Annotated in this window: 15 protein-coding genes; 9 read left to right on the forward strand and 6 right to left on the reverse strand. The window is 67.7% G+C overall.

Annotation, left to right across the window (positions count from 1 at the left end; genetic code table 11):
- Positions 1 to 147: 147 nt before the first annotated feature.
- From J2S75_RS13485 to J2S75_RS13495, 3 genes are all read right to left on the reverse strand, one after another.
- Positions 148 to 1,722 carry a tripartite tricarboxylate transporter permease gene (locus tag J2S75_RS13485; protein WP_307020389.1) on the reverse strand — a complete coding sequence of 525 codons (1,575 nt, stop codon included), beginning with the start codon at positions 1,720 to 1,722 and terminating at the stop codon, positions 148 to 150.
- A 10-nt stretch (positions 1,723 to 1,732) separates the two neighbouring features.
- The gene (locus J2S75_RS13490) at positions 1,733 to 2,233 is read right to left on the reverse strand and encodes a tripartite tricarboxylate transporter TctB family protein (protein WP_307020390.1); all 501 of its coding nucleotides are present in this window, start codon (positions 2,231 to 2,233) and stop codon (positions 1,733 to 1,735) included.
- Positions 2,234 to 2,311: 78 nt separating this feature from the next.
- A complete protein-coding gene (locus J2S75_RS13495) occupies positions 2,312 to 3,304 on the reverse strand; it encodes a tripartite tricarboxylate transporter substrate binding protein (protein WP_307020391.1) in 993 nt (330 codons plus the stop codon).
- Between the two features lie 482 nt (positions 3,305 to 3,786).
- On the opposite strand from J2S75_RS13495, the gene J2S75_RS13500 reads away from it, so the two are divergent.
- Genes J2S75_RS13500 through J2S75_RS13525 form a run of 6 tightly spaced genes read left to right on the forward strand, consistent with a single transcriptional unit; the run spans position 3,787 to position 9,984 of the window.
- Positions 3,787 to 4,887, forward strand: a complete 1,101-nt coding sequence (locus J2S75_RS13500) for an AbrB family transcriptional regulator (RefSeq protein WP_307020392.1) — start codon at positions 3,787 to 3,789, stop codon at positions 4,885 to 4,887.
- Positions 4,871 to 5,665 (forward strand): SDR family oxidoreductase, encoded by a 795-nt coding sequence (locus J2S75_RS13505; RefSeq protein WP_307020393.1) that lies wholly within the window; start codon positions 4,871 to 4,873, stop codon positions 5,663 to 5,665. Before J2S75_RS13500 ends, J2S75_RS13505 begins: the two co-directional genes overlap by 17 nt.
- An 11-nt stretch (positions 5,666 to 5,676) precedes the next feature.
- Positions 5,677 to 7,044 (forward strand): MmgE/PrpD family protein, encoded by a 1,368-nt coding sequence (locus tag J2S75_RS13510; protein ID WP_307020394.1) that lies wholly within the window; start codon positions 5,677 to 5,679, stop codon positions 7,042 to 7,044.
- Positions 7,045 to 7,049: 5 nt separating this feature from the next.
- Entirely contained in the window at positions 7,050 to 8,147 is a 1,098-nt protein-coding gene (locus tag J2S75_RS13515) for an isocitrate/isopropylmalate dehydrogenase family protein (protein WP_307020395.1), read from the forward strand.
- Entirely contained in the window at positions 8,134 to 9,240 is a 1,107-nt protein-coding gene (locus tag J2S75_RS13520) for a tartrate dehydrogenase (protein ID WP_307020396.1), read from the forward strand. The genes J2S75_RS13515 and J2S75_RS13520 overlap by 14 nt, the downstream gene beginning before the upstream one ends.
- Before the next feature lie 42 nt (positions 9,241 to 9,282).
- Positions 9,283 to 9,984 (forward strand): FCD domain-containing protein, encoded by a 702-nt coding sequence (locus J2S75_RS13525; RefSeq protein ID WP_244377703.1) that lies wholly within the window; start codon positions 9,283 to 9,285, stop codon positions 9,982 to 9,984.
- 198 nt (positions 9,985 to 10,182) lie between these two features.
- Here the strand turns inward: J2S75_RS13525 and J2S75_RS13530 are convergent, their stop codons facing one another.
- Positions 10,183 to 11,211, reverse strand: a complete 1,029-nt coding sequence (locus J2S75_RS13530; RefSeq protein ID WP_307020397.1) for a PdxA family dehydrogenase — start codon at positions 11,209 to 11,211, stop codon at positions 10,183 to 10,185.
- Positions 11,212 to 11,215: 4 nt separating this feature from the next.
- On the reverse strand, positions 11,216 to 11,953 hold the full coding sequence (locus J2S75_RS13535; RefSeq protein WP_307020398.1) for an FCD domain-containing protein: 738 nt from the start codon (positions 11,951 to 11,953) through the stop codon (positions 11,216 to 11,218).
- A gap of 309 nt (positions 11,954 to 12,262) precedes the next feature.
- Between J2S75_RS13535 and J2S75_RS13540 the strand changes: the two genes are divergently transcribed.
- Both J2S75_RS13540 and J2S75_RS13545 read left to right on the forward strand, forming a co-directional pair.
- Positions 12,263 to 13,348 (forward strand): tartrate dehydrogenase, encoded by a 1,086-nt coding sequence (locus J2S75_RS13540; protein ID WP_244377709.1) that lies wholly within the window; start codon positions 12,263 to 12,265, stop codon positions 13,346 to 13,348.
- Between the two features lie 26 nt (positions 13,349 to 13,374).
- Positions 13,375 to 14,802, forward strand: coding sequence for an MmgE/PrpD family protein (locus J2S75_RS13545; RefSeq protein ID WP_307020399.1), 1,428 nt, complete (start codon positions 13,375 to 13,377; stop codon positions 14,800 to 14,802).
- Between the two features lie 63 nt (positions 14,803 to 14,865).
- Here the strand turns inward: J2S75_RS13545 and yghU are convergent, their stop codons facing one another.
- Positions 14,866 to 15,732: a glutathione-dependent disulfide-bond oxidoreductase gene (gene yghU / locus J2S75_RS13550; protein ID WP_307020400.1), complete on the reverse strand. Its 867-nt coding sequence runs from the start codon at positions 15,730 to 15,732 to the stop codon at positions 14,866 to 14,868.
- A gap of 194 nt (positions 15,733 to 15,926) precedes the next feature.
- Between yghU and J2S75_RS13555 the strand changes: the two genes are divergently transcribed.
- Positions 15,927 to 17,690 (forward strand): chloride channel protein, encoded by a 1,764-nt coding sequence (locus J2S75_RS13555; RefSeq protein WP_307020401.1) that lies wholly within the window; start codon positions 15,927 to 15,929, stop codon positions 17,688 to 17,690.

Raw genomic sequence — 17,690 nt, forward strand, 5'->3', positions numbered from 1 at the left:
CGGTCTTCTCAGCCCCGCTGTCCTCGATGGCGGGGCTTTTCCGTGCCGGCCTGGATGGCACGCAGCGTCGGGAACGCCCGTCCCCGCGCAACGAAAAAGGGCGGGTTCGCACCCGCCCTTTCGGCCGTCGTGGAAGAACGGGCCCCCTCAGCCCTTGCTGGGCGTCGTGTGGGCGGCGTGGGCGGCGGCCTCGTCGCGCAGCTTCTCCATGGCCAGCGCCTCCGCCGCTTCCGCCCGGTTCTGCTTGCGCTTGCCCCAGGCAGTCATGGCGAGAGAGGCGAACATGACAGCGAAGATCGCCATCGCCCCGGGCCGCTCCAGAATGTAAAGCGGATTGCCGCCGGAGAGCTGGTAGGAGCGCAGGAACTCGGTCTCCAGCATGCGCCCGAGCAGAATGCCCACCACTACCGCCGAGACCGGGTACTGGTAGCGGTTGAGCGCATAGCCGAGCAGGGCGAAGACGAACAGCGTGATCGGGCCGGCCGCCTCGCCGGTCACCGCGAAGGTGCCGAGCGTGGCGATGACGAGGATCGCCGGCAGCACGTAGCGGGTCCGCACCTTCATGATGTTGGAGGCGACATAGATGAAGCCGATGCCCACCGCCAGCAGCACGATGGCCTGGACGATGTTGTTGAGGATGATGGCGTAGACCATCGGCTTCTGCGTTTCGATGAAGCTCGGACCGGGCACGATGTTGTGCATCATGAAGGCCGCGATCAGGATCGCCGTCGCGCCGCCGCCGGGAATGCCGAGCGCCAGCATGGTGGCCATGGAGCCGCCCTCGCCGCTCGCCACGGCCGATTCCGCCGCGATCACGCCCTTGGGGTTGCCCTTGCCGAACGTCGCGCTGTCCTTGGCGGTGCGCTTGGTCTCGGCATAGGCGATGAGATTGCCGATGGACGAGCCGACCCCCGGAACGGCGCCGATGATGATGCCGATGATCGAGCCGCGCAGCAGCACGCCGGGATATTTCATCGTGCCCCAGCAGCCCTTGAGGATCTTGCGCAGGCTGACCTCGCGCGAGCCCTCGGCCTCGATGATGTAGTCACGGCTGGCGAGGCTCAGCAGCTGGCTCGCCGCCAGCAGGCCGATCATCGCCGGGATCGGCGCGATGCCGTCGAGCAGCACCGGCAGGCCCAGCGTGCCACGGGTGAAGCCGGCGGTGTTCATGCCGACCGTGCCAAGCAGGATGCCGAGCGCGGCGGCGAGCAGGCCGCGGCTGATATAGGCGGAACCGAGCGAGCCCAGCAGCATCATGCCCCAGATCGCCACCGCGAACATCTCCACCGGCCCGATGCGCAAGACGATATCCGCCAGCGGCTCGATGACGAGCAGCAGCAGCACATAGCCGGCGATGCCGCACAAAGTGGAGGCGAACAGCGCATAGCCCAGCGCCTCATTGTGCTCGCCCTTCTGCGACATGGCATAGCCGTCGAAGGTGGTGGCGAAGGACGATGGGGAGCCCGGTATGTTCATCAATATCGCCGGCACCGAGCCGCCGAACCCCGCCCCGGTATAGACCGAGGTGAGGAAGACGATGGCCGAGAAGAAATCCATGTAGAGCGACATGGGCAGCACGATCGCCATGGCCATGGTGATCGAAATGCCGGGAATGGCGCTGAAGACGAGGCCGACGATCAGGCCGGGGACGATCCACCCCCAGGACCCGGCCGATGTGAACATGATGCCGAGGGCATCATTGAAGGCGGAAAAGTCGATCATCGCGCGCGCCTCACAGCAGGGTGGTCGGCATGGGATAGGAGATGAGCGCGCGGAAGCCGTAGATCGTGACCAGCGTCACCACGAGCGAGAACCCCAGCAGGTGCAGCGGGCGCCGCTCGCCGCAGATCGCCATCGCCGCCGCCGCGAACAGGAAGATCGCGATGTCGAAGCCGATCACGTCGAGCAGGAAGACCATCAGACCCAGCGACAGGCCGAGCGCGGCCATGCGGATCACATCCGCGCGGTCCGTGGACAGTTTGACCGCGAAGGGATCGGCCTCGTCCACCGACTTTTCCGCCGCGCGCGCATCCACCTTGTGGAAGCACTGCGGGAGGATGAACAGATACAGCGCCAGGGCGAAGATCGCCACCGGCTGCACGAGCAAAAGATTGTTGATGCTGAGCGAGACGCTGCGCGCATCGAGAAGATACCAGAAGACCGCCGCCGCGATCAGCGTGATGAGTGCCAGATGGCCGTAGTCGATGGCGTAAGTTTGCCGACCGATACGCATCTTACTCTCCCTTCGTCAGAGGAGTGGGAGCGGGGCGGGCCGGAATTCTCTTCCGCCCGCCCCATGCGGTGCGGCGGCCTACTTCAGCAGGTCGACGTATTTCGCCATCTTGGCGGCGTTATCGAGATAGGCCTTGTTGGAGGCTTCCGGCCCGTACCAGGTGGTGGCCAGCTCCTGCAGCTTCAGCGTTTCGATCGCCTTCGGATTCTTGCTCGCCTTCTCGACCGCCGCGACGAGGATCTTGTAGATCTCCGGCTGCTCCTTCGTCAGCTTGGTGGAAACCGCCCAGCCGCGCTGCGAGCCTTCGACGAAGTCGGTCTTCAGCGTCGCGCCGATCAGCGGCGCATCGGGGAACCAGTCCACCTTCTCGGCGGCGAAGATGGCGAGCGGACGGATCTTCGACTTCAGCGGCAGGAAGCCCTCGCCGCCGACGAAGCCGACATCGACCTGCGCGCCGGCGGTGGCATTGCGGGCCGGTCCGCCGCCATCATAGGTGACGATGCGCAGCTTGGAGGGGTCGATGCCTGCCGCCTGGAAGGCCAGCACCATGTTGGCATAGTCCGCCGAGGCGGGCTGCACGCCGATGCTGAGGCTGGACGGGTCCTTCTTCAGTTTCTCGATCACCTCGGCGAAGGTCTTCACCGGCCCGCCGGAGGAGGTCGCCGCCAGCGTGTAGTCACGCGACGGCAGGTTGATCATGGTGAAATCTTCCACCTTGTACGGCGCGTTCTGCAGCAGCACGGTCAGCGGAATATAGGGCGCGGCCGAGGTGCACAGGATCGAGTAGCCGTCGGCCGGCTGGTTCAGCGCGTAGGAATTGCCGAGCTGCGTGCCGGCGCCGGGCTTGTTGACGATGACGAGCGGCTGGCCGAGCTCCTGCTCCAGATAGGGCATGAAGGCGCGGGACAGGCGGTCATTGTAGCCGCCGGTGGCGAAGGGCACGATCACGTTGATCGGACGCGAGGGATAGGTCGCGGCGCGCAGGATGGACGGCATGGCGACCATACCGGAGGCGACGGCAACGCCGCCGGCCGAAATCTTGAACAGGTCTCTGCGTGTGAAATGGGTCATGTTTTCCTCCCGCCGTTCCATCTGGATGCGTTCGGCCGGCGAGCCATGAGCGGGCCGACCCGTGTGGATTAGGCGGGGGGAAGACTGTCCCGCCTCCCGTCAACTGTCAACAGATTTGCGGCGAACTTTCCCTTCCCCGCCCGGGCGCAAGGGGCGAGGCACTCCGGCACGGGTCGGCGTCCTGCGGTAGCATGGCGTCCCTCCACCCTTGAAAACGCTGGGGAGCGCAGCCCGGGCGCTGCCATCCGCGCCCCATAGCAACGGGCAAGCGCGACGCGCATCTGTTGACAGTTTTCATTCTCGGTGTCTCTATCGCCCCATGCCCTGCCGACGGCCCGCGCCGCTGCGAGACAGGCGTCAATAACCGCCGCGCCAAACTGGGAGGCCGCCATGTCCGAACGCCCGCGCCAGAGCCGGAAACCGGCCTCCCACCTTGCCCGAATCATCCCGACCGGCTGCGCGCGGCCCGCCGGGCGCTGCTGATGGCGGCAGATTCCAAAGCACCTGCGCCGAGCCCGCGCGCCCCGTGGCGCGTCGCCTGGCTGCGGCTGATCGGGACCTATGCCGTCGCCGCCACTGCGGGCTATGCCGCCACGCTCCTTCACATCCCCCTGCCCTGGATGCTCGGCCCGCTCTTCGTCTGCGGCCTGTTGAACGTCTCCGGCGTGCCTTTGCAGGCCGGCTGGCATCTGCGCGAGATCGGACAGGTCATTGTCGGCCTCGCCATCGGCATGCGCTTCACCCCGCATTTGCTGCTGGTGTCGCTGGAACTGCTGCCGGCGATGCTGGTGGCGACGCTCTACATCATCCTCGCCACCTTCATCGGCGCGCTCATCATGCGGCCGCTGGCGCGCATCGACCCCACCACCGCCTTCTTCGCCACTGCCGCCGGCGGGATGGCCGACATGGCGGTGGTGGCGGCGGCGCGGGGCGGCGACACCAATGCCGTCTCCATCGTCCACGCGCTGCGGGTGACGACCGTGGTCAGCATTGTGCCGTTCATGGTGTTCGCCTTCGGCGAGGCCGGCAACGTCAACACGGTCGATCCCGCCGCCTCGCACGATCTGCTGCTGCTCGGCCTCGGGCTTGTCATCGCCTATCTCGGCGCGCAGGCGCTGCGCCCGACGATCATCCCGAATCCGTGGCTGCTCGGCTCGCTTCTGCCGAGCGCGGCGCTCGGTGCCTCCGGTCTGCTCAATGTCGCGGTGCCCGGCATCCTCATCATCGCCGCGCAGATCATGATCGGGGTGTGGCTGAGCATGCGCTTCCGGCGCGACCTGTTCGTGCGCCTGCCGCGCGTCGCCGCCTCCGGCCTGCTGATCGGCGTCTTGCTGATCGCCGCCGCCGCCGTCGGGGCGGAGGGGCTCTCACTCGCCACCGGCCTGCCGCTCACCACCAGCTTCCTCGCCCTCGCCCCGGCGGCGATCACCGAAATGGTGCTCACCGCCAAGGCGATGCACGCCGATGCCGAGCTGGTGACCGCCTTTCACATCGTCCGCATCGCGGTGATCTCGTCGACCATCCTGATCGTCTTCCGCGTCTACCGGTTCGTGCTGAGGAGCCATTATGAATCTGGGGTTTGACGGCCGCCGCGCCGTCATCGTCGGCGGCAGCTACGGCATTGGCGAGGCCACCGCCGCGATCCTGCTGCGCGAGGGCGCGCAGGTGATCATCGCCTCGCGCAGCCGCGACAATCTGGACGCCGCCCGGACCCGTCTCGAAGCGGCCACCGGCCGCGCGCCTGACGTGTTCGTCGCCGATGTGGTGAAGGACGCTGCCGCCGCCGAGACGCTGATGGGCGAGGTTCGCTCCCGCTGGGGCGCGCTCGACATCCTCGTCAGCGCCGTCGGCGGCAGCGTGCGCGCCGATTTCGACACGCTGAGCGATGAGGACTGGCTCGCCAGCTACGAATTCAACGTGCTCTCCACCGTCCGCTCCGTGCGCGCCGCCCTGCCCCTGCTCATCGCGGGCGACGCCCCCGCCGTGGTGACGCTGGGCGCGGCAGCGGCGAAGATGCCCTATGCCCATCAGATCATGACCAATGTGCACAAGGCCGGCCTGCTCGGCCTCGTGAAGACGCTGGCGCTCGAACTCGGCGAGAAGGGCATCCGCATCAACGCGGTCGGGCCGGGCCGCACCAAGACCGCGCTGTGGATCAACCGCGCCACCAAAATGGCCGCCGAGCGCGGCGTGCCGGTGGACGCGATCTACGCGGAATTCGCGGAAGAAATCCCGCTGAAGCGCTTCGCCGAGCCGGAGGAGATCGCGGTCATGGTCGCGTGGCTCGCCAGCCCGCTCGCCAGCTACATCACCGGCCAATCCATCAATGTCGACGGCGGCATCGCGCGCGGCCTCGTTTAAAGGAGAACAGAATGTCCCACAAAGACGTCACCCGCCAGCTCGCCGCCTGGATCGTCGGCTGCAAGCTCGCCGACATTCCCGCCTCGGTTCAGGCCGAGGGCGTGCGCACCTTCTTCAACTGGATGGGCTGCGCCGTCGGCGGCGCCCGCCACGAGACGGTGGACCGCGCGCTCGCCGGCATCTCCCCCTTCGCCGGCAAGCCGCAGGCGACCGTCCTCGGCCGCGGCGAGCGGCTGGACGTGCCGAACGCGGCGCTGCTCAACGGCATCTCCTCGCATGTGCTCGATTATGACGACACCCATCTGAAGACCATCATCCACCCCGCCGGGCCGGTCGCTTCCGCCCTGCTGGCAGCGGCGGAATATCAGCCGATGACCGGCGCGGACTTCCTCAATGCGCTGATCGTCGGCGTCGAGGTGGAATGCCGGATCGGCAACAGCGTCTATCCCGCCCATTATGATCGCGGCTGGCACATCACCGGCACCACAGGCGTGTTCGGCGCCGCCGCCGCCGTCGGCCACATGCTGAAGCTGGATGAGACCCAGATGACCTGGGCGCTCGGCATCGCCGCGACCCAGGCCTCGGGCCTGCGCGAAATGTTCGGCACCATGTGCAAGAGCCTGCACCCCGGCGCCGCCGCCCGCAATGGCGCGCTCGCCGCCTTCCTCGCCAAGGCCGGCTTCGACAGTTCGCTGCAGGCGATCGAGGCGCCGCGCGGCTTCGCCAATGTGCTCTCCACCAAGCAGGATTATAACGAGATCCTCGGCGGGCTGGGCGAGACCTGGGAAGCCGGGCTCAATTCCTACAAGCCCTTCGCCTGCGGCATCGTCATCCACCCCACCATCGACGGCTGCCAGCAGCTGCGCGAGGAGCTGGGCGACGCAGTGAACAGCATTGCCGCCGTGCGCCTGCGCACCCATCCGCTGGTGCTGGAACTCACCGGCAAGCGCACGCCGAAGACCGGGCTGGAGACCAAGTTCAGCGTCTTCCACGCCGCCGCCTGCGCCCTGCTGCGCGGCGATGGTTCGCCCACCGCCTTCACCGACGAGGCGGCCAACGCGCCCGAGATCATCGCCCTGCGCGACAAGGTGGACGCCACCTCCGACACTGCCATCCACGAGGCCTCGGTGGTGATCGAGGTCGAGTTCGCCGACGGCCGCACGATCGAGAAGATCATCGACCGCGCCATCGGCAGCCACGACAAGCCGCTGAGCAATGAGCACCTCGCGCGCAAATTCGCCCACCAGTCGGCGCTGGTCGTCGGCGACGAGGTGACGGAACGGCTCATGGCCCTGTGCTGGCGCCTGCCGGAGCTGACCGACGCCGGCGAGATCGCCCGCGCCTCGGTGCCGGCCGGCCTGCGCGACGCGGCGGAGTGAGAGCCGTGACCACGCACGCACCTCTGCGCATCGGCGTTCTCAATGGCGACGATATCGGCCATGAGATCGTCCCCGCCGCCCACGCCATCGCCGATGCGGCGGCGCGGGCGAGCGGTCTTGCCATCGACTGGCGCCCCATGCCGCTCGGCCGCAAGGCGCTGGACGAGCTCGGCCACACCATGCCGCCGGGCACGCTGGAAGCGCTCGGCACGCTCGACGGCTTCATCCTCGGGCCCATCGGCCATCAGGCCTATCCGAAGGTGCCGGAAGCGATCAATCCGCACCCGATCCTGCGCAAGAGCTTCGATCTGTTCGCCAATGTGCGCCCCACCCGCTCCTATCCCGGGCTCGGCTGCCTCTATGACGACATCGACCTCGTCATCGTGCGCGAGAACAATGAGGGCTTCCAGCCGGACCGCAACGTGGTGGCCGGATCGGGCGAGTTCCGCCCGACGCACGACACCACCATCTCGGTGCGCGTCATCACGCGCGAGGGCAGCCGGAAGGTTGCCCGCGCCGCCTTCGAGATCGCCCGCTCCCGCAAGAAGCGGCTCACCGTGGTGCACAAGAACACGGTGTTCAAGCTCGGCTGCGGCATGTTCGTGGAAGAGTGCTACGAGGCCGGCAAGGAATTCCCCGATGTCGCCATCGAGGAAGTCATCGTCGACACCTTCGCGATGAAGCTGGTGCGCGAGCCGCAGCGCTTCGACGTGGTCGTCACGACAAATATGTTCGGTGACATCCTCACCGACGAGGCGGCCGGTCTCGTCGGCGGGCTCGGCATGGCGCCGGGCCTGTGCATCGGCCGCGGCGAGATTGCCATGGCGCAGGCCACCCACGGCTCGGCGCCCGACATCGCCGGCAAGGGCCTCGCCAACCCCTATGCGATGATCGAATCCACCCGGATGCTGATCGAGTGGCTCGGCCGCCGGCGCGGCATTCCCGCCGCCGCCGAGGCCAGCGCGCGCATGAAGGCGGCGATCGAGGCCGCGCTCGCCGACCCCGCCACCCGCACCCCCGACATTCGCGGCACCGGCACCCAGGCCGACATGACCCGCGCCATTCTTTCCCATCTGGAGACCCGCACCCATGCGCCGGCATAAAATCGCGCTCATTCCCGGAGACGGCATCGGCTCCGACGTCATCACTGCCGGCCGCGAGGTGCTCGACGCGCTGGCCGCCAGCGATGGCGGCTTCGGCTTCGATTTCGAGAGCTTCGACTGGGGCTCCGACCGCTACCGCCGCACCGGCAAGATGATGCCGGAGGACGGCGTCGACACGCTGCGCGGCTTCGACGCCATCTATTTCGGTGCCGTCGGCGACCCGAAGATTCCCGACCACATCACCCTGTGGGAACTGCGCCTCGCCATCTGCCAGGGGCTCGACCAATACGCCAATGTCCGCCCCTCGCGCCTCCTGCCCAACATCACCGGCCCGTTGCGGCCGGAACTGGGCCGCGAGATCGACTGGGTGATCGTGCGCGAGAACAGCGAGGGCGAATATGCCGGCGCCGGCGGGCGGGCGCATCGCGGCCTGCCGATCGAGGTCGGCATCGATGTGTCGGTGTTCACCCGCACCGGCATCGAGCGCGTCTGCCGCTTTGCCTGCGAGCTCGCCATGTCGCGCCCGCGCCGGAAGCTCACCATCGTCACCAAGTCGAACGCCCAGCGCCACGGCATGGTGCTGTGGGACGAGGTGTGCAAGGGCGTCATCAAGGACTTCCCCGAGCTGGATGTCGACTGGATGCTGGTCGACGCCATGACCATGCGCCTCGTGCTGCGGCCGGGCACGGTGGACACGGTGCTCGCCACCAATCTGCATGCCGATGTGCTTTCCGACCTCGCCTCGGCGCTGAGCGGCAGTCTCGGCATCGGCGCCACCGCGAATCTCGCGCCGGACCGTTCCACGCCTTCCATGTTCGAGCCGATCCACGGCTCCGGCTTCGATCTGATCGGCAAGGGCATCGCCAACCCGATCGGCTCCTTCTGGAGCGCGGTGATGATGCTGGAGCATCTCGGCGAGACCGCCGCCGCCGCGCGGCTGATGGCGGCGATCGAACAGGTGACGGCGGAAGGTACCACGCTGACGCCCGATCTCGGCGGGACGGCGGGCACGGCCGAGGTGACGGCGGCGGTGATCACCGCCCTTCAACGGCAAAGTGTCGCAGCGGCAGGCACAACCCGGAGTGTGGCGTAAAATCTGGAAGCGTTCCAGCGCCGGATTGTTTACAATTGACCGATGAGCATCATCAGCGATTCCGCGCCCCTGAGCGATCTGTCGGTTGTAAAGAGCGTCTCGCTCACGAGCGCGCTCGAGAAAGAACTCGAGCGCCTCATTCTGACGGGCGAGCTGGAGCCGGGGGTACGGATCAACGAGATCCACCTGTCGAACCGTTTCGGCACCAGCCGCGGCCCGATCCGAGAGGCCACCCGCAGCCTCGAGGCCAAGGGACTGGTCGAGGTCGTCCGCAATCGCGGCGTCTTCGTCCGGCGCCTCTCCGTCGAGGACGCGGTGGAAATCTATGATGTGCGCGCCGCGCTGTTCGGCCAGGCCGGGCGGCTTTTGGCCGAGCGCATGACCGATGGGCTGCTGGCCGAACTGACGCGGATGGTGGACGAGATGGACGCGGTCGCCGAGCGCGGCAGCTTCGACGACTACTACCCGCTCAATCTCGGCTTCCACAATCTCATCGTCGGCTCCTGCGGCAACCGCACGCTGCAGGCGGAGTATCACCGCTTCGTCAACAAGCTGCACCTGTTCCGCGCCCGCGCGCTGGTGCAGGGCGGCGGCCTCGCCGTGTCGAACCGCGAACACCGGGCGATGCTGGAAGCGCTCGCCTCCGGCGATGGCGACCGGGCGCAGATGACGCATTGGCGGCATGTGGCGCTGGCCAAGCGCCGGCTCATCGCCGCCGTCGATGGCCCGGCCCGGCACGACTGAGTCTGCTCTTTCGAGCAACCGATCCCCAACTCGGCGTCACTTCCGGAACAGCGTCATCCTGAGGTGCCCGGCGTTTCGCCGGGCCTCGAAGGATGCTGAAGCAGCCCGCCCGATGAGCATCCTTCGAGGCTCGGGCTGCGCCCGAGCACGTCAGGATGACGTCGCACTGGGCGAGGTCGCCCTATGTCCGTCGCCCCCTCACGCGGCGGCGGCGCGGGCCTCGATCTTGCGCGCGGCGACGCGGGCGGCCAGGCGGACGGCGGACTGGAACGCGCCGATATCGGCGACGCCCTTGCCGACAATGTCGAAGGCCGTGCCATGCGCCGGTGTGGTGAACACCACCTCCAGCCCGGCAGTGATGGTCACACCCTTGTTGAAGCCCTTCAGCTTGGTCGCGATCTGGCCCTGGTCGTGATACATGGCCAGCACACTGTCATAGGCGCCGGCAAAGGCCTTCAGATACACGGTGTCCGAGGGGAACGGCCCTTCGCAGGCGATGCCCTCCTTCGCCATGGCCTCCACCGCCGGCCGGATGAAGTCGATTTCCTCGCTGCCGAACAGACCGCCCTCGCCGCCATGCGGGTTGAGCGCGGCCACTGCGATGCGCGGGCGGGCGATGCCGGCCTTGCGCATGGTCTCATCCGCCAGCCGCAACGCGCCGCAGATGCTGTCGAACGTTACCTGGTCCAGCGCCGTGCGCAGCGACACATGCGAGGTCACGCGCGTCATCCACTGGCCCTCCAGCACGTTCATCTCGCTGAACGGGCCCTTATGGTCGAGCAGATGGGCGAACATCTTGTGCTCGTCGGGAAAGCGCCAGCCGCCCCTAAACATCGCCTGCTTGTTCAGCGGGGCGAAGCACACGCCGTCCACCTCGCCGGCCTTGGCGAAGTCAATGGCGCGGGCGAGCGTGTCGCCGGTCAGCCGGCCGGACTCGGGATTGGCGACGCCGAGCGGGAACAGGTCGGGGTCGGTATTGCCCAGATCGACCATGGGAATGCCGGGCGCGCTCCAGTCTACCGCGCCGGGCGAGGCGTAGCGCACCAGATTCAGGCGCACCCCGGCATGGCGCGCGCCCATGTCCAGCACACGCGCATCGCCCACCACGACGATCCGCGCCACATCGTCGAAGCCGCCCTCGCTCAGCAGGCGGGCGGTCTGTTCCGGGCCGATGCCGGTGCAGTCGCCGGGGGTGAGGGCGAGAATGGGGAGCGGGTGCGCGGTCATGAAACTACCTGTCCTTAGGGCGTGACTGTCGGGGGTCGAGCGGGCCGGGCCGCGCCTCGGTGGCGCTGTCATCTTCCAGCGTGCGCAGGAAGCGCGCCTTGCCGGCGAGGATGTGCCGCTCCAGCAGCCGGGCGGCGCCGGTGCCGTCGCTTTGGCGCAGCGCCTCGAAAATGGCCTTGTGCTCGTCATTGGAGGTGCGCATCGAGCCGGGCAGCACCAGCCCGCGCCGGCGGAACAAATGCAGCTCCGCCTCCAGCAGCGGGTAGAGCTCGATCAGCTTGTCATTGTCGGAGGCGAGCACGACCTGCCGGTGGAACTCGTTGTTGAGCGTGTAAAAGGTGGCGATGTCGGGTGCTTCGATCGCCGCGTCCATGCGCTCGATCAGTTCCGCCATCGCGCGTAGCTGCACCATGGTGATGATGGCGGCCGCCAACCGCCCGGCCGTACCGAACAGGCCGGCGCGGATGTCGTAGAGGTCGAGCGCCTCCTTGGTGGAAACCTCGCGCACGAAGAAGCCGCGATTGAGCTCGCTGCGCAGCAGGCCGATCTGCTCCAGCGCCCGGCACGCCTCGCGCACCGGGCCCCGGCTGATGCCAAGCCGCAGCGCCAGCGTGCTTTCATTGATGCGCGTGCCGCCGGTGAGTTCGCCGGTGCCGATCATCCGCTCGATCTCGCGCTGGATCAGCGGCACGAAGGAGGCGGTGCGGGGCGTGCGGGGGGGATGGGCGGCCGGGCGGAGCATGGCGCCATTTCGCCGCCAAAATCGCTTATTGTCAACAATGATGGTTGGAATGGCAGGGATAGTCCGACAGATGGCGCCCCGTGTCTTGTCGCAGGGGAAGCGTAAATCAGTCGGACATTCTACACTTAAGTATCTGTTATAATTTTATTTTATTTGAAACTGGCGACCACGCGCCTCCCAGATCGCCGCCTGGAGGCAATCGGGCGCGCCGGAAAAATTGTTGACAGTTGCCGGTCCGTTGAACCACTGTCCTGCCGCACACGTCGCGGTGCCGCCGCCGAAATCCCGCCTGATCTCCAAGGAGTTCCCATGACGACCTATTCCATAGCGGTCATTCCCGGCGACGGGATCGGCAATGAGGTGGTGCCGGAGGCGCAGCGCGTTCTGGAAGCGGCGAGCCGTATCGGCGGCTTCTCCTTCGACTGGACCCATTATGACTGGAGCTGCGAGCGCTTCGCCAAGACCGGCGCGATGATGCCGGCGGATGGCTTGCAGCAGATCCGCCACAAGGACGCGATCTTCCTCGGCGCCGTCGGCTTTCCCGGCGTGCCGGATCATGTCTCGCTCTGGGGCCTGCTGATCCCGATCCGCCGCAGCTTCCACCAATATGTGAATCTGCGCCCGGTGAAGCTGCTCGCCGGTGTCGAAAGCCCGCTCAAGGGCCGCGAGGCCGGCTCGATCGACTTCTACGTCGTGCGCGAGAACAATGAGGGTGAGTATTCCTCCATTGGCGGCCGGCTCTATGAGGGGCTGGAGGACGAGCTGGTGATGCAGCAGTCCATCTTCACCCGCCGTGGCTGCGACAGGGTGATGCGCTACGCCTTCGAACTGGCCAAGGGCCGCAAACAGCACGTCACCTCGGCCACCAAGTCGAACGGCATCAGCCACACCATGCCGTACTGGGACGAGCGCTTCGCCGCGATTTCGAAGGAATATCCCGGCTTCACCACCGACCAGTTCCACATCGACATTCTCACCGCGCATTTCGTCCGCAACCCGGACTGGTTCGACGTGGTGGTCGCCTCCAACCTGTTCGGCGACATCCTGTCCGATCTCGGCCCGGCGGTGGTCGGCTCCATCGGCATCGCGCCCGGCGGCAACATCAACCCCGAGAAGGACTACCCCTCCATGTTCGAGCCGGTGCACGGCTCGGCGCCCGACATTGCCGGCAAGGGCGTGGCCAACCCCATCGGCCAGATCTGGTCCGGGGCGATGATGCTGCGCCATCTCGGCGAGGAAGCCACCGCCGCCGCCATCGAAAAGGCGATCGAGGATGTGCTAGCCCGCCGCGACAGCCTCACCCGCGATCTCGGCGGCACCGCCGGCACGCGCGAACTCACCGACGCCATCATCGGCGCCCTGCCTTCCGTCGCCGCCCGCGCGCCGGCCGCCTGACGCCCGACATAAAGAGGAAACGCCCCATGACGCTGCACCAGACCAACCCCGCCCAGGCCCAGCCCGTCGTCGAGGGCCTGACCCAGGACGTGGCCGAATTCGTCGTCGGCACCACTTATGCCGACCTGCCGGCCGAGGTGGTCGAACTCGGCAAGAAGTCGATCCTCGACGGCATCGGTCTCGCCCTTTCCGGCTCGGTGGCGAAAAGCGGCGAGCACATTCAGGCCTATCTCAAGGGCCTCGGCATCCAGGAAGGGCCGGCCACCGTCATCGGCACCGCGCTGAAGGTGCCGCCGCGCTTTGCCGCCTTCGCCAATGGCGTCGGCATCCACGCCGACGATTATGACGACACCCAGCTCGCCGTCGCCAAGGACCGGGTCTATGGCCTGCTCACCCACCCGACCGCCCCGGCCCTGCCGGCCGCGCTCGCCGTGGCGGAAGCCGCCGGCACCTCCGGCACGGAGATGATGCTGGCCTATCATCTCGGCGTCGAGGTGGAGTGCAAGATCGCCGAGGCGATCAACCCGCGCCACTATCAGCATGGCTTCCACGCCACCGCGACCTGCGGCACCTATGCCGCCGCCGCCGCCGCCGGCAAGCTCAAGGGGCTGGATGTCGAGCAGATGGTGCGCGCCTTCGGCTGCGCCGGCAGCCAGTCCGCCGGGCTGCGGGAGAATTTCGGCACCATGATGAAGCCCTTCCACGCCGGCCGCTCCTCGGAGAGCGGCGTGGTGGCGGCCGATTTCGCTGCGCTGGGCTGGACCACCACCGACAAGATCCTGGAAGCGCCGCGCGGCTTCTTCCAGGCGGCGGGCGGCGGCTTCGATCCAGCCGCCATCGTCGGCAAGCTCGGCCAGCCCTGGACCTTCGCCTCGCCGGGCGTCTCCATCAAGCCGCATCCGTCGGGCTCGCTCACCCATCCCGGCATGACCAAGATGCTGGAGCTGATCCGCACCCATTCCATCAAGGCCGAGGATGTCGAGCGGGTGGATGTCGGCACCAACCAGAACATGCCGAACGCGCTGATCCATCACCGCCCGAAGAACGAGCTTCAGGCCAAGTTCTCGATGGAATTCTGCATGGCCATCCTGCTGCTCGACGGGCGCGGCAGCCTGCCCGAATTCACCGACGAGACGGTGGAGCGGGAGGATGTGAGGGCGATGATCGAGCGGGTGAATTTCCATGTCCACCCGGAGGCGGAAGCCGCCGGCTACGACAAGATGACCACCATCATCGACATCCACCTGAAGGATGGCCGCACCATTTCCGGCCGATCCGACTTCGGCAAGGGCAGCCCGGCCAACCCGATGACCTATGACGAAGCCGCCGACAAGTTCCGCGGCTGCGCCGAATTCGCCAAATGGGACAAGGCCAAGACCGAATCCATCGTCGAGACGGTGCGCCGGCTGGAGCAGCTGCGCGATATCCGCGAGCTCACGCGCCTCTGCGCCTGACGCCGCCCCGTCGCGAGGAAGGGCGCCCCCTGCCCCGGGGCGCCCTTTTTCATGCCCGCGCCGTCAGCCCTCCAGCTTGTCCTGGGTGCGCGTGTCGAAATCGCTGGCGTCGTGGCGCTCGCGCAATTGTTCGTGCGGTTCGCCGGTCATGCGGTTGACCATCCGCCCGCGCTTCACCGCCGGCCGGGCGAACAGCTCATCCGCCCAGCGCAGGAGGTTGGTGTATTCGTGCCCGGACAGGAAGGTGCCGGCATCGCCATAGGTCCAGCCCTTCACCAGCGCGCCATACCAGGGCAGCACCGCCATATCGGCGATGGTGTAGTCGTCGCCGGCGAGATAGCGGGTCTCCGCCAGCCGCCGGTCCAGCACGTCGAGCTGGCGCTTCGCCTCCATGGCGTAGCGGTCGATGGCGTATTCGATCTTGACCGGCGCATAGGCGTAGAAATGGCCGAAGCCGCCGCCGAGAAACGGCGCGCTGCCCATCTGCCAGAACAGCCAGGAAAGGCATTCGGCGCGCTTGGCCGGATCGGTCGGCACGAAGGCGCCGAACTTCTCCGCGAGATGCAGCAGGATGGCGCCGGATTCGAACACCCGGATCGGTGTCTCGCCCGATCGGTCCATCAGCGCGGGGATCTTCGAGTTCGGGTTGACCTCGACAAAGCCCGAGCCGAACTGCTCGCCCTCGCCGATCTTGATCAGCCAGGCGTCGTATTCCGCCCCGGTGTGGCCGGCGGCGAGCAGCTCCTCGAACAGGATCGTCACCTTCTGCCCGTTCGGCGTGGCGAGCGAATAGAGCTGGAACGGGTGCGTGCCGACCGGCAGCGCTTTCTCATGCGTGGCCCCGGCGGTCGGGCGGTTGATATTGGCGAAGGCGCCGCCATTGGCCTTGTTCCAGACCCAGACCTTGGGAGGCGTGTAGGTATCGGACATACGGAGTTCTCCATGCGCGGCGGCCGGCCCGCAGGCGGCGCCGAATCCGTGGGACGTCGGGCGTGACTTTAGCCCGCCCGGCGGCGCGGTCATCCCTGCGCCCATCACATCGCGGCGACACGACCCAAGGTCAGGCGGTTGCGCGCGGCCGCGTCCTTGCCTAGTCAGGCATGAGGGATTTAGGCGAGCGGGACGTGACCTCCGATAACACCTCCAGCGAGGACGGAATGCCCCGTGGCCTGCGCCGGCTGGTGCGGGCGAGCGAACTCGGCATCGTTGCGCTCGCCGGGCTGGTCGGCGTCGCCGCCGGGCTGGTCGTCATCGCCATGAACATGGCCTTGCAGGGATTGCACGAACTGCTGTTCCGCATCCCCACCGCCACCCATCTGTCGACCACGGCCGGCGTCCCCGCCGTCCTGCTGCTGCTCTTACCCACGCTCGGCGGTCTCGCCTTCGGCCTGAGCGTGCGGACCTTCCTGCGTACACGCGCCAGCCCGCCGGTCGATCCGATCGAGGCCAACGCGCTGCATGGTGGGCGCATGTCGCCGGGCGACAGCCTCATTGTCGCGCTGCAGACGCTGTTCTCCAGCGGGGTCGGCGCTTCCGTGGGGCTGGAAGCCGGCTATACCCAGGCGGCGGCCGGCCTCGCCTCCTGGTTCGGCCGGGTTTTTCATGTCCGGCGCGGGGATTTGCGCCTGCTGGTCGGCTGCGGCGCCGGCGCGGCCATCGGTGCCGCCTTCGATGCGCCGCTGATGGGCGCGTTCTATGGCTTCGAGCTGGTGCTCGGCACCTATGCCATCCCCGCCTTCGTGCCGATGATGACCGCGACCTTCGCCGCCTCCCTCACCCAGCAGCTGCTGGCGCCGCCGCACCACATGGCGCTGCCGGAACTGCAGGCCCCGCAGCTGTCCGATCTGCCGTCGGTGCTGCTGCTCGGCTTGTTCTGCGCGCTGATCGGCATCGCGGTCATGCGCGGGGTGACGCTGGTGGAAGCGGGCTTTCGCCGCTCCGCTTTGCCCGCCTGGCTGCGCCCGGCTGTGGGCGGGCTCCTTGTCGGCGCTCTTGCTTTGTGGAACCCGGCGGTGCTCTCGGCCGGGCATGGCGCGGTCTATCACTTCCTCGCCGCCGATACCGGCCTCACCTTGGCGACGCTGCTGCTGGTGGCGAAGGTCACAGCCTCTTCCGTCTCCATCGGTGCCGGCTTTCGCGGCGGCCTGTTCTTCGCCTCGCTGCTGATGGGGGTGATGGCGGGACGCGTGTTCGCCGGCGGCATGAGCCTGATCCTGCCCGATGTCGTCACCGCCCACGCCTTCTACGCGCTGATCGGCATGAGCGCGCTCGCCGTCGCCGTGGTCGGCGGGCCGATGACCATGACGCTGCTGGCGCTGGAAATGACCGGCAATCTGCAACTGACCCTGTCGGTGCTGGCGGCGGCCGGCACAGCCTCGCTGGCGACGCGGCTGCTGTTCGGCTTCTCCTTCGCCACCTGGCGCTTCCATCTGCGCGGCGAGAATATTCGCGGCGCGCACGATGTCGGCTGGCTGCGCGAGCTCACCGTCGCCACGCTGATGCGCCGCGACGTGCCGCTCATCGATGTCGACACCTCACTGCCGGAGGCCCGCCTTCGCTACCCGCCCGGCGGCGCCGCCGCTCTCGTCGCCACCGCGAGCGGCCGCTATGCCGGCATGATTGCGCCCGCCGCGCTGTTCGAGCCGGTGGAGAACGACGCGCCCGCGAGCCTGCGCCCGCTGCTGCGCCACCCCGACACCACGCTGCGCCCGACCGCCACACTGCGCGAGGCGCTGGACCTGTTCGAGCGCAGCGAGGCCGACGCGCTCGCCGTGACCCTGCCCGATGGCACGGTGGCCGGCATGCTCAGCGAGGCGCAGGCGGTGAAGCGCTATAGCGACGAGATGCGCCGGCGGCTCAGCGAGGTCACGGGCGAAAAGTTCGACTGA

The organism is Ancylobacter polymorphus, assembly GCF_030813495.1.
GTDB lineage: Bacteria > Pseudomonadota > Alphaproteobacteria > Rhizobiales > Xanthobacteraceae > Ancylobacter > Ancylobacter polymorphus.